The organism is Ruegeria sp. D7, assembly GCF_056534355.1.
In genome coordinates, this window is sequence record NZ_JBQFPG010000005.1 from 210,273 (window position 1) to 231,323 (window position 21,051).

The 21,051-nt window shown below is 56.8% G+C and carries 22 protein-coding genes; 14 read left to right on the forward strand and 8 right to left on the reverse strand.

Annotated elements, in window-relative coordinates:
- Nucleotides 1-29: 29 nt before the first annotated feature.
- From ACRZ9U_RS10040 to miaB, 3 genes are all read right to left on the reverse strand, one after another.
- Entirely contained in the window at nt 30-1,052 is a 1,023-nt protein-coding gene (locus tag ACRZ9U_RS10040) for a PhoH family protein (RefSeq protein ID WP_170404555.1), read from the reverse strand.
- 146 nt (nt 1,053-1,198) lie between these two features.
- Complete coding sequence (locus ACRZ9U_RS10045; RefSeq protein ID WP_170404558.1) at nt 1,199-1,963, reverse strand: outer membrane beta-barrel protein; 765 nt, start codon at nt 1,961-1,963, stop codon at nt 1,199-1,201.
- Nucleotides 1,964-2,128: 165 nt separating this feature from the next.
- Nucleotides 2,129-3,448, reverse strand: coding sequence for a tRNA (N6-isopentenyl adenosine(37)-C2)-methylthiotransferase MiaB (miaB, locus tag ACRZ9U_RS10050; RefSeq protein ID WP_170404560.1), 1,320 nt, complete (start codon nt 3,446-3,448; stop codon nt 2,129-2,131).
- 120 nt (nt 3,449-3,568) lie between these two features.
- On the opposite strand from miaB, the gene ACRZ9U_RS10055 reads away from it, so the two are divergent.
- The gene (locus ACRZ9U_RS10055) at nt 3,569-4,432 is read left to right on the forward strand and encodes a hypothetical protein (RefSeq protein WP_170404564.1); all 864 of its coding nucleotides are present in this window, start codon (nt 3,569-3,571) and stop codon (nt 4,430-4,432) included.
- A gap of 3 nt (nt 4,433-4,435) precedes the next feature.
- Here ACRZ9U_RS10055 and ACRZ9U_RS10060 read toward each other — a convergent pair whose 3' ends face one another.
- Entirely contained in the window at nt 4,436-5,233 is a 798-nt protein-coding gene (locus tag ACRZ9U_RS10060; RefSeq protein ID WP_170397571.1) for a phytanoyl-CoA dioxygenase family protein, read from the reverse strand.
- Nucleotides 5,234-5,318: 85 nt separating this feature from the next.
- Here ACRZ9U_RS10060 and ACRZ9U_RS10065 point away from each other — a divergent pair, with 85 nt between their 5' ends.
- Nucleotides 5,319-6,215 carry a LysR family transcriptional regulator gene (locus ACRZ9U_RS10065; protein ID WP_170404567.1) on the forward strand — a complete coding sequence of 299 codons (897 nt, stop codon included), beginning with the start codon at nt 5,319-5,321 and terminating at the stop codon, nt 6,213-6,215.
- Nucleotides 6,216-6,218: 3 nt separating this feature from the next.
- On the opposite strand, the gene irrA is transcribed toward ACRZ9U_RS10065, so the two are convergent.
- Nucleotides 6,219-6,635 (reverse strand): iron response transcriptional regulator IrrA, encoded by a 417-nt coding sequence (gene irrA / locus ACRZ9U_RS10070; protein ID WP_170397577.1) that lies wholly within the window; start codon nt 6,633-6,635, stop codon nt 6,219-6,221.
- A gap of 187 nt (nt 6,636-6,822) precedes the next feature.
- On the opposite strand from irrA, the gene fabA reads away from it, so the two are divergent.
- The 4 genes from fabA to ACRZ9U_RS10090 are packed head-to-tail and all read left to right on the forward strand — an operon-like array spanning nt 6,823 to nt 9,637.
- The gene (gene fabA, locus ACRZ9U_RS10075; protein ID WP_039538618.1) at nt 6,823-7,332 is read left to right on the forward strand and encodes a bifunctional 3-hydroxydecanoyl-ACP dehydratase/trans-2-decenoyl-ACP isomerase; all 510 of its coding nucleotides are present in this window, start codon (nt 6,823-6,825) and stop codon (nt 7,330-7,332) included.
- 30 nt (nt 7,333-7,362) lie between these two features.
- Nucleotides 7,363-8,592 (forward strand): beta-ketoacyl-ACP synthase I, encoded by a 1,230-nt coding sequence (gene fabB / locus ACRZ9U_RS10080; protein WP_170397584.1) that lies wholly within the window; start codon nt 7,363-7,365, stop codon nt 8,590-8,592.
- A 5-nt stretch (nt 8,593-8,597) separates the two neighbouring features.
- Nucleotides 8,598-9,389, forward strand: a complete 792-nt coding sequence (locus ACRZ9U_RS10085; RefSeq protein ID WP_170397587.1) for an enoyl-ACP reductase FabI — start codon at nt 8,598-8,600, stop codon at nt 9,387-9,389.
- A 59-nt stretch (nt 9,390-9,448) separates the two neighbouring features.
- Nucleotides 9,449-9,637 carry a hypothetical protein gene (locus ACRZ9U_RS10090; protein WP_170397589.1) on the forward strand — a complete coding sequence of 63 codons (189 nt, stop codon included), beginning with the start codon at nt 9,449-9,451 and terminating at the stop codon, nt 9,635-9,637.
- Between the two features lie 11 nt (nt 9,638-9,648).
- On the opposite strand, the gene ACRZ9U_RS10095 is transcribed toward ACRZ9U_RS10090, so the two are convergent.
- Nucleotides 9,649-10,077, reverse strand: coding sequence for an FKBP-type peptidyl-prolyl cis-trans isomerase (locus ACRZ9U_RS10095; protein WP_170404570.1), 429 nt, complete (start codon nt 10,075-10,077; stop codon nt 9,649-9,651).
- A gap of 124 nt (nt 10,078-10,201) precedes the next feature.
- Between ACRZ9U_RS10095 and ACRZ9U_RS10100 the strand changes: the two genes are divergently transcribed.
- The 7 genes from ACRZ9U_RS10100 to ACRZ9U_RS10130 all read left to right on the forward strand — a co-directional run bounded on the left by ACRZ9U_RS10100 (nt 10,202) and on the right by ACRZ9U_RS10130 (nt 16,838).
- A complete protein-coding gene (locus ACRZ9U_RS10100) occupies nt 10,202-10,888 on the forward strand; it encodes a haloacid dehalogenase type II (RefSeq protein WP_170397595.1) in 687 nt (228 codons plus the stop codon).
- Nucleotides 10,888-11,715 carry an alpha/beta fold hydrolase gene (locus ACRZ9U_RS10105; RefSeq protein ID WP_170397599.1) on the forward strand — a complete coding sequence of 276 codons (828 nt, stop codon included), beginning with the start codon at nt 10,888-10,890 and terminating at the stop codon, nt 11,713-11,715. Before ACRZ9U_RS10100 ends, ACRZ9U_RS10105 begins: the two co-directional genes overlap by 1 nt.
- Entirely contained in the window at nt 11,712-12,686 is a 975-nt protein-coding gene (locus ACRZ9U_RS10110; RefSeq protein ID WP_170404573.1) for a threonine/serine dehydratase family protein, read from the forward strand. Before ACRZ9U_RS10105 ends, ACRZ9U_RS10110 begins: the two co-directional genes overlap by 4 nt.
- 75 nt (nt 12,687-12,761) lie before the next feature.
- Nucleotides 12,762-13,550: a 3-oxoadipate enol-lactonase gene (pcaD, locus tag ACRZ9U_RS10115; RefSeq protein WP_170404576.1), complete on the forward strand. Its 789-nt coding sequence runs from the start codon at nt 12,762-12,764 to the stop codon at nt 13,548-13,550.
- A gap of 11 nt (nt 13,551-13,561) precedes the next feature.
- Nucleotides 13,562-14,275, forward strand: a complete 714-nt coding sequence (locus ACRZ9U_RS10120; RefSeq protein ID WP_170397608.1) for an alpha/beta fold hydrolase — start codon at nt 13,562-13,564, stop codon at nt 14,273-14,275.
- A gap of 214 nt (nt 14,276-14,489) precedes the next feature.
- Complete coding sequence (locus ACRZ9U_RS10125; RefSeq protein WP_170404579.1) at nt 14,490-15,584, forward strand: Zn-dependent alcohol dehydrogenase; 1,095 nt, start codon at nt 14,490-14,492, stop codon at nt 15,582-15,584.
- A gap of 21 nt (nt 15,585-15,605) precedes the next feature.
- Complete coding sequence (locus tag ACRZ9U_RS10130; protein WP_170404582.1) at nt 15,606-16,838, forward strand: mandelate racemase/muconate lactonizing enzyme family protein; 1,233 nt, start codon at nt 15,606-15,608, stop codon at nt 16,836-16,838.
- 23 nt (nt 16,839-16,861) lie between these two features.
- Here ACRZ9U_RS10130 and ACRZ9U_RS10135 read toward each other — a convergent pair whose 3' ends face one another.
- On the reverse strand, nt 16,862-19,903 hold the full coding sequence (locus tag ACRZ9U_RS10135) for an ABC transporter transmembrane domain-containing protein (RefSeq protein WP_480901693.1): 3,042 nt from the start codon (nt 19,901-19,903) through the stop codon (nt 16,862-16,864).
- Between the two features lie 169 nt (nt 19,904-20,072).
- Here ACRZ9U_RS10135 and ACRZ9U_RS10140 point away from each other — a divergent pair, with 169 nt between their 5' ends.
- Entirely contained in the window at nt 20,073-20,462 is a 390-nt protein-coding gene (locus ACRZ9U_RS10140) for a DUF3307 domain-containing protein (protein WP_170397621.1), read from the forward strand.
- Between the two features lie 3 nt (nt 20,463-20,465).
- Here ACRZ9U_RS10140 and ACRZ9U_RS10145 read toward each other — a convergent pair whose 3' ends face one another.
- The gene (locus ACRZ9U_RS10145) at nt 20,466-20,927 is read right to left on the reverse strand and encodes an Lrp/AsnC family transcriptional regulator (RefSeq protein WP_170404589.1); all 462 of its coding nucleotides are present in this window, start codon (nt 20,925-20,927) and stop codon (nt 20,466-20,468) included.
- Nucleotides 20,928-21,051: the final 124 nt, after the last annotated feature.

The window sequence follows — 21,051 nt, forward strand, 5'->3', positions numbered from 1 at the left end:
GAGCCCAGCTTCAATCGGCGCCTTGAAAGTTATCCGGTTTCGCGCCCCGCATCGGCCTCATACGCCTCGATAATGGCGGCGACAAGCGGATGGCGGACGACATCTTTCGAGGTGAAATAGTTGAAGCTGATATTCGGGATCGTTTTCAGCAACCGTTCGGCATCCTTGAGACCTGACTGCACACCGCGCGGCAGATCAACCTGAGACCGGTCGCCGGTGATAACCATCCGGCTACCTTCACCAAGCCGAGTCAGGAACATCTTCATCTGCATCGTTGTGGCATTCTGCGCCTCGTCCAGCACCACAAATGCATTTGCCAGCGTACGACCGCGCATGAAGGCAAGCGGAGCAATCTCGATCCGCTTTTCTTCGATCAGCTTGGCAAGTTGTTTTCCGGGCAGGAAATCATTCAGCGCGTCATAAAGCGGCTGCATGTAGGGATCGACCTTATCCTTCATGTCACCGGGCAGGTAACCGAGCTTTTCACCGGCCTCGACCGCCGGACGGCTGAGAATGATGCGGTCAACGTGCCCGCCAATGAACATGGACACCCCGACCGCGACGGCCAGATAGGTTTTGCCGGTGCCAGCGGGACCAATGCCAAAGGCCAGTTCGTTGTTGAACAGCGACTGCACATAGGCCTTCTGGGCGTCGGTGCGCGGCTCGACCAGTTTTTTGCGTGTCTTGATCTCGACCGTGCCACCCTTGAACATCTCAAGCTGGTCACCATCGCGCGTGCCAGTTCCGACCTCGGAATTGCCCATGCGCAACTCGCGGTCGACATCTGCGGCTTCCACATCACGCCCACCTTCGAGCCGTGTATAGAGGGCCTGTAGAACCTCAATCGCCTGCTTTTGCGAATCCTCGTCGCCCAGCACGACAAGCTGATTGCCGCGTCGCACAATCTGCACCGAGAGCTTCTGTTCGATATCGGTCAAGTTGCGGTCATACTCTCCGCACAAATCGATCAATAATCTGTTGTCTGGAAATTCAACAAGCGCCTCACGCTGGGGCATGTCATCTTGCGGTGGGGTCAGGGCACCGATGGCCAATCCGTTCTCCTGTCTTGGCGGTTCACCTTGAGCGTAGACAAACTGAAGAGGTAGACGCAAGCGGCAGTTTCAAAATTTGCACACCTCATGACAAATGCGCCGATGAACGCTGAAACAGCCAACTTTAAACGCCAATCGCGCGGATATCAGAATGTATAGTTCAAACCGATCCGCAGTCCGCGATAGCTTGGCGTCGATTTGGTCGAGAATGACGGACCCAGTTCGACCGTTTTTGATTCGAACTGCAGATACTCGATCTCGCCGGTGATCGACCAATTTTCGTTCAGTTTGTGTTCAGCGCCCAAGCTGGCCGAGAAACCTTGTCGGCGGTCCTCGCTCTCAAATCGGCTTGTCCCGCTTGCATCAGTTAGTGAGCCTGACGTGGTGATATCGCCGCGGACATAACCCAGAGTCACGAAATAGAGGACACTGCCGCTGCGGTTGGTAAGCCCGTTCCGCAGGCGGATGGACAATACATCCGAGATCGCGGATCTGCCGCTGACCTCTGCCCCACCGGATCGGGACGAGGTGATGTCATCGAGCGTGCCAAAGTCATAGCCGACTTCCAGCCCATACACATAGTCGCGCCCACCTCTGGCTGGCAGAATGCCGCGCCAGCCACCGCGAAAACCTGCGAAATTTCCGCTTGGCTTAAGGTCGCCCGCAGCAAACGTGTCTCCGTCGTTCACGCGCAGGCCAAACTCGTCCGAACCGCCCGAGGCATGTCCGGCGCTGACCCCCAGATAGAACGCATTGACGTCGCGCGCGAAACGCTGAGACGAGATTACGTCGGGCTCAGTGACTTCCCCGACGACATCGCCGGCCAAAGTCGGGGCAGCGCAAGATAGAAACACGACAGTCGCCGACAAAACACGGGAAAGGTTTACACTCGGAAAACGTATCCAGCTCACTACTCGTACCCTCCGCAAAGGCGGGCCGTCAGGCGGGGTCGGTGCGTTTGTCGACACCCAAAATTCGGCCCAGAAAAATCTAGCCTTCCTCGGAACATAGTTCCAAGCCATAAATCAAGGGTTAAATTTCAAGGCGAAAACCCTTTGCGGGCCAGCCACAAGGGATCAGACCAACTCACCACCCAGCGAGTTCGCGCCAGACGATTTTATCCTTACCTTACGTAAGTCGCCGCTCGCGATATCAGCGTCCGCGACGTGAACCGCATGCAGATACTCGGATTTTCCAACCATCTGGCCCGGTTGCCGCCCAGGCTTTTCAAACAGGACATTAACTGTCTTTCCGACCATCGAGTCCTGAATCTCGCGCTGGTGGCGCGTGATCAACCCTTGCAAGCGCTGCAGGCGTGCATCCGCCACTTCGGCCTCGACCTGTGGCCGTTCTGCTGCAGGTGTGCCGGGTCGCGTCGAGTATTTGAAGGAATAGGCGTAGCCGTATTTGACCTCTTCGACCAAATCCAGAGTGGCCTGAAAATCCTCTTCCGTCTCTTCCGGGAAGCCCACGATGAAATCGCCGGACATCAGAATATCGGGGCGCGCTTCTCGGATACGCTCGATCAATCGCAGATAGCTTTCAGCCGTATGGCTGCGGTTCATCCGCTTCAGAATTTTGTCCGACCCCGACTGCACCGGCAAATGCAGATATGGCATCAACTTCTCACAGGTGCCATGCGCTTCGATCAGCGCATCATCCATGTCGTTCGGGTGCGAGGTGGTAAAGCGTATGCGCTCTAGCCCGTCGACCTTGTTCAATTCCCAGATCAGACCGGCAAGGGTCATGTCTCCGTCCGGTCCAGCCCCGTGATAGGCATTGACGTTCTGCCCCAGCAGCGTGATCTCACGCACACCGCGTTCAACCAGATCGCGGGCCTCACGCAGGATGCGATCTGCCGGGCGGCTGACCTCGGCCCCGCGTGTATAGGGCACAACGCAGAAGGCACAGAACTTGTCACACCCCTCCTGCACGGTCAGGAATGCCGTCGGTCCGCGCTTGGCCTTGGGGCGGTTCTTGAGCTTTTCGAATTTGTCTTCTTCGGGGAACTCGGTATCCAGCGCCTTTTCACCCGCGCGCGTCTTCGCCTCCATCTCGGGCAGGCGATGATAGCTTTGCGGCCCCACCACCAGATCGACAAGCGGCTGGCGACGGATGATTTCCTCGCCTTCGGCCTGAGCGACGCAACCTGCGACACCGATTTTAAGTTCCGGCTTTTCCGCCTTGAGGCCCTTGAAACGGCCCAGTTCGGAATAGACTTTCTCAGCTGCCTTTTCTCGAATGTGGCAGGTATTGAGCAGGATCATATCCGCATCATCGGGCGATTTGGTCTCGACATAGCCCTGTCCGCCCAGCGCTTCGGCCATGCGTTCGCTGTCATAGACGTTCATCTGACAGCCATAGGTCTTGATAAACAGCTTTTTCGGTTCAGACATGGGTTGGCCTTTTCAGTCGCTGGGTCGGCGTCGTCTATACGTATCGAACGCCGCTTGCAATGCTGGCGCAATTACCCGAATTTGGCGGGAATTTCCAGCAAGGCGGCAACGAAACCAACGATGCAGTACGAATCCCTTGATCACCTTCTGAATTCCGATCGGTCGATCCTGAGCAAGGGACCCGTGGCACTGATATTTGCCGAAGATGATGTCGAGCTAGAAGGGACGCTGCACCATCATTTGAAGCTGGGGTTCAAATCCGTGATCACATTCCTACCCCAGGAATTCACGCTGGATGAAGCGCTGGAGGAAAGGGTTCATCGAGTGACGATGACCTGCGCGCCCAGAACCGTCGTATTTGAGGCCGTCAATCGGATCATTCAGGCGGCTCAAGGCACATGGGTATACTACTGCTACAACTCTGAATATCTGTTCTACCCTTTCTGCGAGACCCGCTCGGTCGGAGAGTTACTGGCCTTCCATTCTGAAGAACGGCGCCAGGCCATGCTGACCCATGTGATCGATCTTTATGCGAATGATCTGACGGCCTATCCAAACGGAGTGGCCCCCGATCACGCAATGCTGGACAAGACCGGATACTACGCCCACACGCGGCATGACGCATCTGGCAAGCCGCTAGAGCGGCAACTGGATATGTCCGGTGGTCTGCGCTGGCGGTTCGAAGATCATATCCCGTATGAACGACGCCGGATCGATCGGATTTCGCTGTTCAAAGCAAAACCCGATCTGAAACTTCTGCCTGATCACACTTTCAATGAGCCGGAATACAACACCTACGCCTGCCCATGGCACAACAACCTGACCGCCGCGATCTGTTCGTTCCGGGCGGCCAAAGCATTGAAGACGAACGCCGGATCGACGTTTGATATCTCCAACTTCTGCTGGATCCATTCAACTCCGTTCGAGTGGGACTCGCGCCAATTGCTGGATCTGGGCCTGATCGAATCGGGCCAGTGGTTCTAGGTTCTAACGCTGTAACAGAACTGGGAACCAGTCCTCGCGCAGCCGCTGCCCCGGCACCATTTCATGTCCCGGAAATGGCGGCGAAGTCCGGCCTGGACGCTCGACATAACGTGCATCATCACCAACCAATCGCAGCGAAAATGCCCTGCGTCGGCTATCGGAAGTATTGCCTCGGGCCCCGTGTAGCGTGCGATAGTTGAAGGCCACTGCGTCACCGGGCTCCATTTCAAATTCTACAATCTTCATCCCTTCGGCATCTGGGTCCGGAATCGGCATGTACTGGCCCTCGTCAGGGAAGAAACCTTCTTCCGAGACCCAGCGGGTAGGTAGCACTTCTTTTTCCCAGCGGTGCGAACCGGCAACGCAGCGCAAGGTCGCTTGTTTCACCGGATCCAACGGTGACCAGAAGCTGATATTCTGTTGACCATCCACAAAATAGTATGGCCCATCCTGATGCCACGGCGTTGCCATCGAGGTTCCGGGTTCCTTCACCAGAACATGGTCATGGAACATCTGCACAGATTGCGACTGCATGAGGTCGGCCGCTACTTCAGCAGCAGGAGATTTTTCGATCACTTCACGAAACTGCGGGATACGGGACCAGTTGCAATAGTCGTCAAAAAAACGGCCGGTTTCGCCATCTTTCCTGTTCTCCGAAGCATAAGGACCCGGCTCGGCCATATTCGCGGCAACCCCGGCCCGTAGGGTTTCAATGTGATCGGCGAACAGGCCTTTGACCAACACAACGCCGTCCGTCTGGAAGTTGTCGATCATGGCCTGAGAAACAAGAGGGTGAGTCATCGCGGTCTCCTTAGATTTGTCGCCCGATCTGCGCATGAATAAGACATCTGTTCAAATCATATCTTTCAAATTAGGTATTAACTCTATGTTATACCTCACTCTGCGCCAGTACGAATATGTTTGCGCCATCGGCCGGCATGGCAGCCTGTCTGCTGCGGCACAACGCCTAAATGTCTCGCAACCTGCCTTGTCCAATGCGCTGACCCGGGTCGAAACACGTTTGGGATATCCACTGTTTGCCCGAAGACGGGGTGCCGCGATGGCGCTGACCCCGCAGGGCCGCAAATTCATCGAAGAGGCCGAGGCCTTGTTGAAGCGAGCTGCGCTTTTGGAACAGTCAAAGCAGCCGATAACCGGCGAGCGCCGATTGCGCCTGGGATGCTTTGTCGATCTGGCACCCTTTCTTCTGGCCCAATCTCTGCACCGCCTGCAAGAAGCTTTGCCCGACGTCGTCCTGACACACGGGGTTGAGACGTTCGAAGGCCTGATTTCCGGCCTGATCGATGGCAGATACGATTTTGCACTCACCTATGACCTCGGCATGGATGCCGGTTTTTCCTGCAAGAAGTTGTTCGACAGCACCCCACACGCACTGCTTTCACCTGATCATACACTGGCGGCGGCCAAGCAGCTAACCCTGACCGAGCTAGCGTCATATCCACTGATTCTGTCTAAAGAGGGTTTGTCTGCACAGCATGTACTCGCGCTTTTCAGACGCAAAGGTCTGAACCCCACAATCTCGCACCGAGCGGAATCATTGGAGCTTTCGCGCAGTCTGGCCGCTCATGGGGAAGGCATCGGGATAAGCTATACCAGCCCTAAAAACGGCTTCAGTTATGATCAGGTCCGCGTGATAAGCCTGCCGATCACCGATCCAGATGCAACCGAATCTGTTGTATTGGCACGGCATGGCACGGGGCCGACAGATCCAATGATCATGCAGGCTGAGCATGCGTTGGTTACGTTGTTATGTAAGGATTAGAGGTTACTTCTTCCGCAGGCGGATCACCACATCGACCGATGCGATTTCGACGCCTTCAGGAGCTTCCGGCAATTGTTGGATCACCAATTGGTCGGATGGTGCATCGCTCAGACGGCTTTCGTCTTCCCAATAGAAATGCGGATGGTCATGCGTGTTGGTGTCGAAATAGCTTTTGGACCCGTCAACAGTGATCTCTTGAAGCACCCCGGCATCGCAAAACGCCCGCAATGTGTTGTATACGGTCGCCAGCGAAACCGCGTCACCTTTGGCTTTTGCGGATTCAAACAGGCTTTCCGCTGTCACATGACGATGCAGACCGTCGCCCACAAGCAATTCGGCCAAAGCAACCCTTTGGCGCGTGGGGCGCAAACCTGCGTCAACCAACCAATTTGCAGCGATCTCACGGCTCTGAGGTGTCATGAATCCGATACCTGTGTTTTGCTGCCCTTAATATAAGTGCGCCCTGCCTGCAATTTCAAATGAAATTCATTCGCAAAGAATATTGTAGTCACAACAAGATATGGAGTGCTGGTCTTGCAGGACCTTGCATACGGGTGATAGACGAGGCCAGATGTAATAAACGGACCCAGGCAGGAGAGGCGGCAGAATGGCCCAATTCCCGAGCAGTTTTGACAAGGACGATCTGCTGAAATGCGCCCGCGGCGAACTATTTGGCCCTGGCAACGCGCAGTTGCCGGCTCCGCCGATGTTGATGATGGACCGCATTACCGAGATTTCCGGCGACGGTGGAGCGCATGGCAAGGGTCATGTGCTGGCCGAATTTGATATCACACCTGACCTTTGGTTCTTTGACTGCCATTTCCCCGGCAATCCGATCATGCCCGGCTGTCTGGGCCTGGACGGTTTGTGGCAACTGACCGGCTTCAACCTCGGCTGGCGCGGCTGGCAAGGACGTGGCATGGCCGTTGGCGTCGGAGAGGTCAAGTTGACCGGCATGGTGCGCCCGGACCGGAAGATGCTGACCTATAAGATTGATTTCAAAAAGGCGATCCAGACGCGCCGCCTGACCATGGGTGTGGCAGATGGCATCGTCGAAGCCGATGGCGAATTGATATACGACGTCAAGGATATGAAGGTCGTTCTGTCAGACGCCTGAGCCTGACCGGCCGCAATAAGGAGTACGCACATGCGTCGAGTAGTCGTCACCGGTCTGGGGGTTGTGTCCTCGATCGGGAACAATGCCGAAGAGGTGCTCGCCTCGCTCAAAGCAGGCAAATCCGGCATCGTAGCAAGCGAACAGATGGTCGAGCACGGCTTTCGCAGCCAAATCGCCGGTTCGCTGAAAATCGATGTGGCCGATCACGTGGACAAGCGGACCCTGCGGTTCATGGGTCCGGGTGCTGCCTATGCCCATATCGCGATGAATCAGGCCATCGCGGACGCCGGGCTGACCGAAGATCAGGTGGTCAATCCGCGCACAGGTCTGGTGGCCGGTTCGGGTGGACCATCGACCAGCGCGATGTTGACCGCGCACCAAACCGTGCTGAAAACCGGCGCAACCAAACGGATCGGCCCGTTTGCAGTGCCAAAGTGCATGTGTTCTACGATTTCTGCGAACTTGGCGACCGCGTTCAAAATCAAAGGTATCAACTACTCGATCACCTCGGCCTGCTCGACCTCGCTGCACTGCATCGGCAATGCGGCTGAACAGATCATGCTGGGAAAGCAGGATGTGATGTTCGCAGGTGGAGGAGAAGAGCTGGACTGGACCCTGTCCTGCCTGTTCGACGCGATGGGTGCGATGTCGTCCAAGTACAACGACACACCTGATAAAGCCTCGCGCGCATTCGATCAGAACCGCGACGGATTTGTGATTTCCGGCGGTGGCGGCATCGTGGTTCTGGAAGACCTCGAGCATGCGCTGGCGCGCGGTGCGAAAATCTATGCCGAAGTAACCGGCTATGCCGCGACATCTGATGGGCACGACATGGTGGCACCATCCGGCGAAGGCGGCGAGCGCGCGATGCGTCTGGCGCTGTCGACCGTGCCCGAAGGCCGCAAGGTCGGCTATATCAATGCCCACGGCACCTCGACCCCAGTGGGCGACGTCGGAGAAGTCGAAGCCGTACGCCGTATCTTTGGTGAAGGCAGTGTGCCTCCGATTTCATCGACAAAATCGATGACCGGTCACGCGCAAGGCGCAGCGGGGGCGCTTGAGGCGATCTTCTGCCTGCTCATGCTGGAACATGATTTCATTACTCCGTCGATCAATGTCGACACACTTGCCGACGGCATCCTGCCCGGTGAAATTGCAACTCAAGTGGTTGAAAACGCAGGCTTGGACAGCGTGATGACCAATAGCTTCGGCTTTGGCGGCACCAACGGATCCATGGTTCTGTCGAAGTATAACGGGTGAACAAGATGTCGGATATTCTCAAGGGTAAACGCGGCCTGATCATGGGCGTGGCTAATGACCGCTCTATCGCGTGGGGCATCGCCAAAGCCATGCACGAAGCGGGCGCTGAGCTGGCTTTCACCTATCAGGGCGAGGCGTTTGGCAAACGGCTTGAACCGCTGGCCCAAAGCTTGGGCAGCGACTTCATGGTCGATGCGGATGTGACCGATGATGATTCACTGGATCGCGCGTTTGGCGAGTTGTCCGCCCGCTGGCCAACAATAGATTTTGTTGTCCACGCTATCGCTTATTCGGACAAGTCCGAACTGACCGGTCGATTCTTGAACACCACGCGGGCAAACTTCAAACACTCGCTGGATGTGTCGGCCTATTCGTTCATCGAAGTTGCCCGTCGCGCCTATCCGCTGATGAAGGACAATGGCGGCACATTGTTGACCCTGACCTATCAGGGATCGAACAAGGTTGTACCAAACTACAATGTCATGGGCGTCGCCAAGGCTGCGCTGGAATCGGCGACGCGCTATCTGGCGAACGATCTGGGCCCTGAGGGTATTCGCGTGAACGCCATCTCGCCCGGCCCGATGAAAACATTGGCGGGTGCGGCTATTGGTGGTGCACGCAAGACCTACAAGTTCTGCGACCAGAACGCACCGATGCGTTCGAATGCCACGCTGGAGGCCGTCGGAGGCACCGCCGTTTATCTTGCGTCCGACGCCGGCAGCTATACTTCGGGTGAGATCATCCGCGTCGACGGCGGGTATCATATTCTGGGCATGCCCCAGCCAGAGGCCATGTGACTATATCTTTCCCTGCGGGTGCCAAGATTTGAACATCTTTGCCCCGCAGGGATTACGATATGAGCAAACTTGAACAGATCCTTGCGAGCAACACGCGCTCGCCAGCTTTGAAACGCAAATCAGGAAGCGGACGTGCGCGTCTTTTGCTGCTGATTCTCACATCGCTGCTGATTGCCTTTGTGTTTCTGACCCAACCGCCCGTGCGCGATGCGATTGAGCCGTTGTTGTCACATATCCCGGGCCTTTGATCCAATCAGCATCAGTTGATCGAAACGATTTCGATATCGAAGACCAGATCTTGCCCCGCTAGTGGATGATTTGCATCCAAGGTCACTGTCGCCTCATCTACCTCGACGACAGTCACTGGCAATGCCTGACCGTCAGGAGTTTGCATCTGTAACTGCGTGCCGGGTTCAAGCTGAATGGCATCCGGGATGCCTTCACGCGGGATCTGTTGCCGCATGCCCGGATTGATCGGGCCATAGGCGTCAACGCAATCGATCTCGACACGCTTCTTCTCGCCAATCTCCATGCCCGGCAGGGCAGCGTCCAGACCGGGTATGATCTGCCCGGAACCAACCGCAAACTCCAACGGATCGCGCCCCTCGGAACTGTCGAAGACTTTGCCGTCCAGCAGAGTTCCGGTGTAGTGGATGCGAACCGTGTCGCCTTGTTTGATTGCGGTCATGATGGCCTCCGGCCTGAAAAGAAATGAACGGCGCAGCCTAGAGGCTGACACAGCATTGTAAACCCTGCCCTCTTTAACCCCGGAACCGGTTGTGTTTACCTGCGCCCGATCAGGGGAGGATCGGATGGCTATCACCACGTGTGTATTCGACGCTTATGGCACTCTGTTTGACGTGGCCGCCGCCGCAAGGCAGGCCGCAGCGGAACCGGAGTTCGAAACGTTGGCTGATAAATGGCCCGAGTTGGCCAATCACTGGCGTTTAAAGCAACTGCAATATACTTGGTTGCGTGCTGTCGCTGATGCGCATTGTGACTTTTGGGATGTCACGCAAGATGGGCTGGATTGGGCCTTGGAAGCGGTTGGCCTTCAAGGGGATATCACCCTTCGGCAGCGTCTGCTTGATTTGTATTGGGAATTGCAGGCCTATCCCGAGGTCCCCGATATGTTGAAGGCGCTGAAGGCCGGTGGGTTGCAGACCGCCATCTTGTCCAACGGTTCACCCCCGATGCTGAACGGGGCGGTGCAGTCTGCCGGGATCGGTGATGTGCTGGATGATGTTCTGTCGGTCGAAAGCGTGGGGGTCTTCAAACCCCATGCCAGCGTATACGATCTGGTGCAGAACCGCTTCGGCTGCGCGCGCGATGAAGTGCTGTTCGTCAGCTCAAACGGGTGGGACGCTGCCGGGGCAAGCGGCTATGGATTTGTCACAGCTTGGGTCAACCGCGCTGGCGAACCAATGGATCGCCTGCCGTGGAATCCTGCACATGTGCTGCCGGACCTGACGACGATCCCACAATTGGCAGGGCTTTGATGGCATATTTCACCACCTCGGACGGCAAACGCCTGTACTATGAAGATACCGGCACGGGCCATCCTCTGCTTTGCTTGGCTGGCTTGACGCGCAACTGCCGCGACTTTTCATTTCTTGCGCCACATATGAGTGATCTTCGTATGATTGCGATGGATTATCGCGGGCGCGGCAAGTCCGATTTTGATGCGAACTACATGAATTACAACATCCTGCGCGAGGGGCTGGATGCGGTTGAACTGCTGGATCAACTGGGCTTGAAGAAAGTGACCCTGTTGGGCACATCACGCGGGGGGCTGATCGCCATGGCCTTGGCCGCCAGCCATCCTGACCGGCTGGCAGGTGTGATATTAAATGACGTTGGCCCGGTAATCGAACCCGCCGGCATTGCCAAGATTATGGACTATGTCGGCAATCCCCCAAGTTCACAATCCTATGATGAGGCTGCGCAGGTCCTACACGCGATGATGGCACCTCAGTTCCCCGGCGTTGCTCAGGACGTCTGGAAACAGCAGGTAGAACATCAATACATTCAAACCGATACCGGGCTGGAGTTGCGCTATGACCCCGCATTGCGACAAGCGTTGATCGAGCAGGCCGCCATCACCCCAACGCCGGATCTGTGGTCTTTGTTCGACGCCCTGAGCACGATCCACACCGGCGTGATCCGCGGTGCAAATTCCGACTTGTTGAGCAAAGCCACGGTGCAGAAGATGCACGCACACCACCCCGAATTGATCTCGACCGAAGTGCCGGACCGAGGACATGTCCCGTTCCTGAACGAGCCTCAATCCCTAGACCTGATCCGCAAGATACTGGACGCCAAATGAGCAACATAGACATGATCGAAGCCGCCGCCGAGCGGCTGAAAGGTCACGTGCGCGAGACGCCGCTTTTGTCATCACCCTTTCTGGATGAAATCGCGGGTCGCCGCGTGCTGATCAAACCCGAATGCCTGCAACACACCGGCAGCTTCAAATTTCGCGGCGCGTGGTCAGCTATTTCGGCATTGGATGAAGCGGCGCGCAACCGGGGCGTCATCGCCTATTCCTCGGGCAATCACGCGCAGGGTGTTGCCTATGCAGCGGCTCAACATGGAATCTCGTCCGTCATCGTCATGCCCTCGGATGCGCCGAAGCTGAAGATTGAAAATACGCGCGCGCTGGGCGGTGAGGTCGTCCTATATGACCGTGCCAGCGAAAGCCGCGAAGACATCGGCGAGGCATTGGCTGCCGAGCGCGGTTTGACCTTGATCCGGCCTTATGACGAACCGCAAGTGATCGCTGGCCAGGGAACAACGGGACTGGAGCTGGCGCGTCAGGCACGGGCGCTGGGCGTGACCGAAGGTGACGTTCTGATCTGCTGTGGCGGCGGTGGGCTGACATCTGGTATTGCGCTGGCGTTAGAGCGTCACGCGCCCGGTCTGCGCCCTCGTCCATGCGAGCCTGAAGGGTTCGAAGACGTGAAACGCTCGCTGGCAAGCGGGACGATCCAAAGCAACGACGCTACTTCGGGAAACATCTGCGACGCAATCCTGACGCCACAGCCGGGGCAGATTACCTTTCCCATCCTGCAGCGGCTTTGCGGCCCTGGTCTGTCGGTATCTGAACAGGAATCACTACGCGCCATGGCCCTTGCGTTTCTGCGTCTGAAGATCGTGCTGGAACCGGGCGGAGCTGTTGCTATAGCCTCTGCCCTGTTTCGCAAGGATCAGATTGATGGGGATGCGGTGATCGTAGTCGCCTCGGGCGGCAACGTGGATCCGCAGATCTTTGAACGGGCGTTGGAATTCCTTACCTGACAATTGCTTACAGCCGGTGCAAAATCCGGTCGTAGTCGTTTTAACCGACACCCTGAGCAGACGGGGACGCTAAACATGCATATCGCTGACCTCAAAGATGTTCGGATACACTACCGAATTGATGGCGACGCCGCTGGCGCCCCCATCGTGTTTGCTAATTCACTGGGCACGGATATGCGGCTGTGGGACCCGATATTGTCGCTACTGCCCAAAGGCCTGCGCATCATTAGGTACGACAAACGCGGGCACGGATTGTCAACAGCACCCTCAGCGCCCTATTCCATGGGAAATCTGGTGCGCGACGCCGAGCAATTGCTGGATTATCTAGAGGTCAAGGATTGCGTATTCGTGGGTCTGTCCGTCGGTGGCATGATTGCGCAGGGACTGGCGGTCAAGCGTATGGATCAGATCCGCGCGCTGGTGCTGTCGAATACGGCCGCCAAGATCGCCACTCCCAAGATGTGGCAGCAGCGTATGGATGCTGTCCATAAAGGCGGGATCGAGGCACTGGCGGACGCCACTATGGATCGGTGGTTCTCGAAATCATTTCGGGCCAGCGCCGAGATGACGCTTTGGCGCAACATGATGGTCCGACAACCGGTCGATGGCTATCTGGGCTGTTGCGCTGCAATCTCTGGCACCGATTTCTATACGCCAACCAGCGGATTGCGCCTGCCGACCTTGGGGATTGCGGGCAGCGAAGACGGCTCAACCCCGCCAGATCTGGTGCGCGAAACGGTCGATCTGATCCCTGGCTCGCGCTTTGCGCTAATCCGAAAGGCAGGCCACCTGCCCTGCGTCGAGCGCCCTCAGGACTTTGCCCAACTGATCGGTGATTTTCTGACCGAGATCGGACATATTTGAAGGAGGGATTGTTGGCAGATTTCTTGCTTGTACATGGCTCGTGGCACGGTGCCTGGTGCTGGCGCGATCTGATCCCGGAATTGACCACATTCGGACATACCGCCCGCGCCATCGATATGCCAAGCCACGGCTCGGACCCGACGCCTATCCGCGATGTAACCCTTGGAACGTGCAGAGATGCCGTGCTGAAGGCTTCGACACCAAAGACCATCATCTTAGGGCACTCGTGGGGTGGATATCCCGTAAGTGCGGCTGCCGAGACCGACCCGAACGCCATGCGTGGTGTGATTTATCTAAGTGCCTATGTTCCGAAATCCGGGCTATCTATGGTCGAAATGCGCAAACGAGCCCCACGCCAACTGATCGGAAATGCCGTCGAAGTATCCGGCGACGGGTTGTCGTATTCGGTGGTTCCGGATCAGGTGCACGACCTGCTTTATCACGACTGCGCGCGCGAGGTGGTTGCCTATGCATTTGCGCGCCTGTGCCCCCAGGCGATCGCACCGCAGACTACCCCCCTAGACGTCGGCGATAACTTCGCGCGCGTTCCAAAAGGGTACATCAGAACCACCGATGACCGAATCGTTCCGACCGAATATCAGGCCGAGATGGCGGGCTGTGCGGACCCTGATATGCACCTCACGATAGACAGCTCTCACTCGCCGTTTTTTTCGCATCCTGAGCATCTTGCCGGGTTGATGCACCAGATCTCGCAACGAATGTAAGCAGCCCCTATGGATGTACCATCCCGATACGCGGTGAACCAACCCAATTGGTTGTCGTAAATCGAACAGATGATCAGCGCGAGGCGTTTTGATATGCGGTTTCTTTTGCGTCTAGCCAGCATTGGCATAACAACGACACCTCCGTGACGGTTTCCACCTTGCAGGCCGCGCCGGGACGGGTCACCGTGATCCTGTTAGGAAGCGGGAAAAACTCATGCAAACCATCAAAGCAGCTGTATGCCGAGCCTTCGGCGAACCTCTGGTCATCGAAGACATCCTGATTGCACCGCCCGGCATGGGCGAGGTCGAGGTCACGCTGGATGCGGTCGCGATTTGTCATTCGGACATTTCCTTTGCAAGCGGCGCGTGGGGCGGCCACTTGCCCGCGGTTTACGGGCACGAAGCGGCTGGCCTCGTTTCTGCTGTTGGCGAAGGCGCAGGGGATTTCAAACTTGGTGATCCCGTTGTGGTAACCTTGATCCGCGCCTGCGGGTCCTGCCCGTCCTGTGCCGGTGGCATGCCCACCATTTGTGAAACACCTTATGACACCGTGAAAGGTCCGCTGCAGACTGTAGACGGTGATGCGCTGGAACAGGCCATGGCATGCGGGGCCTTTGCCGAAAAGGTAGTTGTCAGCCACCGACAAATCGTCCGCATTCCCGAAACGCTGCCCAGGGACCTTGCCAGCCTGCTGTCCTGCGGGGTGATCACCGGTGTTGGTGCAGCAGTCAACGCCGCCCAGCTTCGCCCCGGGCAGGACGTGGTTGTCATCGGCGCCGGGGGCGTCGGCTTGAACGCAATCCAAGGCGCACGTATTGCCGGAGCTCGCCGTATCGTTGCGGTCGATATGACACAGGATAAGCTGGATATCGCAATGGAGTTCGGCGCGACCCATGGTGTTTTGGCCAGCCAGAAAGAGCCGTGGAAAGCCGCCTACAAGGCGTTGGGCGGACGTGGCGCAGACGCCGTCTTGATTACTGTTGGTGCAATCCCGGCCTATGATCAGGCCCCGCGTTACCTTGGTCGGGGCGGCAAGGCGATCATGATCGGGATGCCCCATTCTGGTGACATGTCCAGCTACGAACCCGTCGTGCTGGCCGCGCTTGGCCAGGGCATGGTGGGCTCAAAAATGGGCGATGTAGTGATCCAGCGCGACATCCCGTGGATGATCGATCTGTATGAACAGGGGCGGCTGAAACTGGACGAGTTGATCTCGGGTCGCTGGACCCTGTCGCAGATCAATGAGGCCATCGAAGACACCAAGTCCGGTGCGGCCAAACGCAATGTAATCTTGTTTGATCGCGACTGAACCCCGCAAAAGGAACACCCGATGAAACTGCAAGATCTCGATGTCATTGTCACCGCGCCTCCGGCACCGGGTTGGGGTGGGCGCTATTGGATTTTGGTCAAGGTCACCACGGATACGGGCGTGATCGGTTGGGGGGAATGCTACGCGTCCTCGGTTGGTCCCGAAGCCATGACCCATGTCATTCGCGATGTATTCGAACGGCACATGCAGGGCGAAAACCCCGAGAATATCGAGTTGATGTTCCGCCGCGCCTATTCCAGCGGCTTCACTCAGCGACCAGACCTGACCGTCATGGGTGCGTTCTCGGGGCTCGAAATCGCCTGCTGGGACATTTTGGGCAAGGATCGTGATCGTCCGGTCTATGCGCTGCTGGGTGGGCGGATGAACGACCGTATCCGGGCGTACACCTATCTCTACCCACTTCCTCAGCATAACCTGACGGACTTCTGGACTTCACCTGAGCAGGCCGGAGAAAGTGCTGCTGAAATGGTCCGGCGCGGCTATACCGCCGTCAAGTTTGATCCCGCCGGGCCTTATACGATCCGCGGTGGACACATGCCCGCGATGTCCGATATCTCTATGTCGATAGCGTTTTGCAAAGCGATCCGTGAGGCAGTTGGAGACAAGGCCGATCTGCTGTTCGGCACTCATGGCCAGTTCAACACAGCCGGAGCTATACGTCTGGGCCAAGCGCTGGAACCCTTTTCGCCGCTGTGGTTCGAAGAACCCACACCCCCCGATATGATCGAGGATATGGCCCGTGTGGCGCGCAATGTCCGTATCCCTGTCGCAACCGGTGAACGGATGACAACCAAAGCGGAATTTGGCGCGGTCCTGCGCGCCGGGGCCGCCGAAATCCTTCAGCCTGCGTTGGGACGCGCTGGCGGTATATGGGAGATGAAGAAAGTCGCCGCAATGGCCGAGGTTTTCAACGCCCAGATGGCACCCCATCTGTATGCGGGACCGATCGAGTGGGCGGCGAATATTCATCTGGCGGCGTCGATCCCGAACCTGCTGCTGCTTGAAAGCATCGAGACCCCATTCCACGATCAACTGATAAAGGGAAGCATCCGCGTCGAGAAGGGGTTCGTCACTCCTCCGACCGAGCCCGGCCTTGGTATCGAGGTCGATGAAGGCCTTGCCCGAGCCCATCCCTACAAAGGTGACGGGCTGCACCTACAGATGCAGGAAACCCCATGTGACTATGCAAATGGGAATGCGTTTCAAGGCGGTGCACCCGCAACCGAAGGGTAACAATCGACAGGCGAGCAAGCCGATCAGTTCGAGACATACCCCGCGATGACCTGCAACAGTTTAAAGGCTGTGGCTGCATCGTTCTCGACGACCGCCAGAAATTCCTCCTCACCGATCCGTAGGCAGGACAGTTCCGTTTCAGCCACCATGCTCAACGCCCGAGGCTCTTTTCGGATCAACCCCAGCTCTCCCACCAACGCGCCCGCACCAACCGTTGTGATCAGTTGATCGGCCTCGCCCGAACGCGGCAGGTACAATCCTGCCTCGCCCTCAAGGATGACATAGGCGCCATCGGTTGGCTGATCATCCTTCAGAAACACCACCTGGCCAGGTTTCGCTTCGAACCAGCGCGCACCAAAGGCCAGCAGTCGAAGCTGGCGACGGTCGAGCCCAGAGAACAACGGGGTCTGCTCAAGCGCACGCAATTTGCGTACCAGATCGGCAGACGCCGCACCGTCGCCGTCGACGTCGGTTGGGCCTTCACCCGTCACGACCCGGCCCTGACGGATTTCAACATACATGTCGAAAACATCTGGATTTTCGAACGCATCATTTAGATAGATTACAGTAGTTTCGGGCAGCAATTCACGCAGATTTTTATAAACTGCGACCTGTGTCTCCATATCATAGCTGGCAAGCGCGGTTTCCAGGATCAGAATATCCGGCTTTTTGATCGCAGCGCGGGTAAAGGCCAGCGGTTCGGCAAATACCGCAGGCAAGTTCTGGCCGCCAATCGAGACCGGAACATCATAGATCAGTTCCACCACCATCGGTCGCGCCCCGTTCTCGGCCAGAACATCGACGATCAGTTTGCGCGCCTCGTCGGTCCGCGCACCGCCGATCTGGCTGACCTTGCCAAACAGTGCGTTTTCCATGACCGTCAAACCGGGTGCAAAGGCATCTTCATCCAACGGGACGAATACATCGTGCAACGGTTCCAGCAATTTGGCCGAGTGGCTGTGGCGAAGCTCAAGAATGCGGTTCTTCAGCTCATCCGAAAACGCCGGGCCAATCTGCTCGGCCGAGATCACAAATGGCACCGAAAGCAAGCTAGCCAATTGTTCGTCATCCAGCCCGTTTGCGCCTTCTTTGCGGGTTTGCTCGACCAATTCAACCGCGGCCTCGTAGGTCTGGGCCTCAAGCCCCAGCTTGCGAAACAAAGGATGATCTGTTCCATCAAGCCCAAATATCTGGCGCAGCATCTCAATTACGTCGCGTGTCAGGCTGATCAGGGTTTCATCCAACCCCAACTCGCGCAACTGGCCCAGAAACACGGTCTGCTGTGCCAGCAATTGCCGTGTCACTGGAACACAAGGGGTGGCAAACAACAGGTTCTCAGCAACGGGTAGCGCAGGGTTATACGCGCAGCGATCGAAAATCAGCGCCTGCTGATCAAGCCCGGCCTCGCGCACCGCCTTCTGCACCCGAGGGCGCAATTCGACCAGCTTTGCTGCCAGTTCCGGGCGCACATTCGCATCAAACACCTGCTCGGCACCGCGCTGAAACAACGCAGCGCCCGAGCCCATGCCATCGATCAGTTTCAGCCACCAATCGCGCAGCCGTGCTGTATCGTCAAAGCCTGCCGATCCTGGATCTAGCCATTCGACGTGGAATGGATCAGCACTGTTACCTGCCCTCAGCGTCTCGGGGAAATCCGGATCCTCCGTGGACTTGGACAATGGATGTGACCGCATCGGCATCATCACATTTTCACCCAACGTGCCCTGAAACATTATGGGGCGCGAGGTTGCTAGACCTATTCGTCGGGCAACAACGCTTTGATGCAGGCCAGCCATATTGATGCCGCCGATTTCAATACGGCCAGAGGTTGGCAGTATCTCGCGGGTCAGCAACTCGGTCAGCGCATGGCGATCTTCCTCGCTGGTGGCCGAAATGCCGACCGTTTTACCTGCTGGGAACGTCAGGTCCAGATCATCCAAAACCTGATTGCCGTCGATATCACGAACCGAGACCTGATTCAGTACGATATCGCCATTCAGATGCGGACGATCCGCTGGCTCTCCGTCAAACAGGGCCTCATCAATCATTCCATCCGGTGCGAAACGATCAATCACAACATCCCATCGCAGCGACATGTCCTGCGTTTGATTATAATAGGTCAGCAGTTCCTTCCAGGGCGAACTCAAGTCTTTGTAAGCCGCCAGCGCAGCCACCAGAGCACCCAGCGAAACAGATCCCTGCAACACCAGCAGGCCACCGACAAGGTAGAACATGAATGGCGTCAGCTGCGATATGAAGTTGTTGATGAACTTCATAAAGAACTTCTTCTGATAGATCTCAAAGCGGATGGCGAACAGCCGCCCCAGTTGGTCCGAGATCATCGCCCTCCGATATCGCCAACCGCCATTGGCCCGTAGGGTCGAGGCTCCGGCAGCGTTCTCGCCGATCTGGGCAGCCAAAACGCGGACCTCTTGAATGCGCTTCTTGTTCAGAAGATTGATCTGGCGTTGCAATCGCGGGATCAGCCAGGCCTGCAGCGGGATCAACGCCACCGCGGCCAGTCCGAACCAAACGCTTTGGAGGAACAGAAAGGACAGGATCGTGATCATTTGTCCGGCCTGCAGCACGGGCTGACTGATCGCATCCCCCATCAGCCCACCCATCGGTTCGCTTTCAGCGGTTATCATCGAGACCATTTCGCCCTGACTGACCCGCTCAAAATATGGTTGTGGGAAGCGAAGCGCGCGGTTGATCAACTGATAGCGAAAGCGACGCAGCATACGCTCGCTCAGTACACCCTTCATGGTGTTGATACGCATCTTCATGAGCCCGTGCGCCAGCACCGCAGCCAGAAAGGCAAAGCACAGGATCATCAGAAAAGTGGTCTGCGTCAGGCTATAACCCCAGACATCGACAATCTGACTTGTCGCGCCGATTGCGTCATTGATGATGCGCTTGGGCAGCTCCAACGTCAGGTAAAGCAAAGGAAACAAGGTCGACGTCACGGCCAGCAAAATCAACTGGTCGCGCTTCGAGTATTTCCAGATGAACTGAAAGATCGATCGTTCTATTGAACCCGCCCCTACTAACGATCCGCCGCTCAAATCACTGATTTTGGCGTTAATACAACGGGCCGAATTTACCGCAATCGTATCCTCGGAAGCAAATGAATTTCCGATTTGCGCCTAATTTGCGTTGTGTGAACAAGTTCATTTGCGCGTTTCGCGTTTACCCCCTAATCTCCTGATTCAGGACGATATCGGGAGGATTCATTTGCCTGCCAGCTTTGGCGCTGTGTTTCTGTTGCTGTGCCTGCTTCAGATCAAACACATGTTCGCCGACTATTATTTACAGACGCCCAAGATGCTTTCCGGGCGAGGCACGTATTTCCACATGGGGCGCGCGCAACATGCTGCTGTGCATGTTGTGGGTTCGGTCGTGATTTTCGCGCTCTTTCGCGCCCCGATTGAATTCATACTGATCATCGCTGCGTTGGAATGGATCGTGCATTTTCACATCGACTTTGCCAAAGCCAACTATTCTGACCGCAAACAGTTGCAACCCAATCAGGCCGCTTTTTGGCGTGCCGCTGGTCTGGATCAGTTGTTTCACAACCTTACTTATATTGGCATGGCCTGGGCTTGGGTGGCTTTCGCGGCTTAAGCTTCAGGGTACCACCGGTCGGTTCCGCTTGATCGTCCGCAGCACGACATTCGTTTGCGCGCTGGCGACGGCGGGCAATCGAAACAAGAAATCTTCCAGAAACGTGTTGTAAGCAGACAGATTCCTGCACAAGACACGCAGATGATAATCCGCCTGACCTGTCGTGGCGTAGCATTCCTGCACTTCGGGGCTGATCTCGACGGCCCGGATGAAGTCGACAATCTTGTCCGGGTCATGCCGGGTCAGGTGAACATGCACGATTGCTTCGAACGTCAACCCCATCTCGGCAGGGTTCACCAAAGCGCCGTACCGTTCGATCACCCCAGCCTCTTCCAGCGCGCGCACCCTGCGCCACAGGGCTGAGGCTGACATGCCGACAGCATCTGCCAATTCGGCGTTTGAAACCCGGCTGTCATTTTGAAGCAGCGTCAGAATGCGGCGGTCCCGATCATCAAGAGCGGCCATCTTGGAATGATTCATCCGTAATTTTAACTAAATCTGGTGAATCCTATCATATTTTGCAGAACACTCACAAACTCTGAAACAGAAATTCACCTGCGGGGGGTTAAAATAACCGAACACCAAGGAC

Excerpts from the sequence above, each read along its gene's own strand:
- miaB (WP_170404560.1), bottom strand. The coding sequence starts at position 3,448 with ATGTCTGAACCGAAAAAGCTGTTTATCAAGACCTATGGCTGTCAGATG.
- ACRZ9U_RS10055 (WP_170404564.1), top strand. The coding sequence starts at position 3,569 with ATGCAGTACGAATCCCTTGATCACCTTCTGAATTCCGATCGGTCGATC.
- ACRZ9U_RS10060 (WP_170397571.1), bottom strand. The coding sequence starts at position 5,233 with ATGACTCACCCTCTTGTTTCTCAGGCCATGATCGACAACTTCCAGACG.
- ACRZ9U_RS10065 (WP_170404567.1), top strand. The coding sequence starts at position 5,319 with ATGTTATACCTCACTCTGCGCCAGTACGAATATGTTTGCGCCATCGGC.
- irrA (WP_170397577.1), bottom strand. The coding sequence starts at position 6,635 with ATGACACCTCAGAGCCGTGAGATCGCTGCAAATTGGTTGGTTGACGCA.
- fabA (WP_039538618.1), top strand. The coding sequence starts at position 6,823 with ATGGCCCAATTCCCGAGCAGTTTTGACAAGGACGATCTGCTGAAATGC.
- fabB (WP_170397584.1), top strand. The coding sequence starts at position 7,363 with ATGCGTCGAGTAGTCGTCACCGGTCTGGGGGTTGTGTCCTCGATCGGG.
- ACRZ9U_RS10085 (WP_170397587.1), top strand. The coding sequence starts at position 8,598 with ATGTCGGATATTCTCAAGGGTAAACGCGGCCTGATCATGGGCGTGGCT.
- ACRZ9U_RS10090 (WP_170397589.1), top strand. The coding sequence starts at position 9,449 with ATGAGCAAACTTGAACAGATCCTTGCGAGCAACACGCGCTCGCCAGCT.
- ACRZ9U_RS10095 (WP_170404570.1), bottom strand. The coding sequence starts at position 10,077 with ATGACCGCAATCAAACAAGGCGACACGGTTCGCATCCACTACACCGGA.
- ACRZ9U_RS10100 (WP_170397595.1), top strand. The coding sequence starts at position 10,202 with ATGGCTATCACCACGTGTGTATTCGACGCTTATGGCACTCTGTTTGAC.
- ACRZ9U_RS10105 (WP_170397599.1), top strand. The coding sequence starts at position 10,888 with ATGGCATATTTCACCACCTCGGACGGCAAACGCCTGTACTATGAAGAT.
- ACRZ9U_RS10110 (WP_170404573.1), top strand. The coding sequence starts at position 11,712 with ATGAGCAACATAGACATGATCGAAGCCGCCGCCGAGCGGCTGAAAGGT.
- pcaD (WP_170404576.1), top strand. The coding sequence starts at position 12,762 with ATGCATATCGCTGACCTCAAAGATGTTCGGATACACTACCGAATTGAT.
- ACRZ9U_RS10125 (WP_170404579.1), top strand. The coding sequence starts at position 14,490 with ATGCAAACCATCAAAGCAGCTGTATGCCGAGCCTTCGGCGAACCTCTG.
- ACRZ9U_RS10130 (WP_170404582.1), top strand. The coding sequence starts at position 15,606 with ATGAAACTGCAAGATCTCGATGTCATTGTCACCGCGCCTCCGGCACCG.
- ACRZ9U_RS10145 (WP_170404589.1), bottom strand. The coding sequence starts at position 20,927 with ATGGCCGCTCTTGATGATCGGGACCGCCGCATTCTGACGCTGCTTCAA.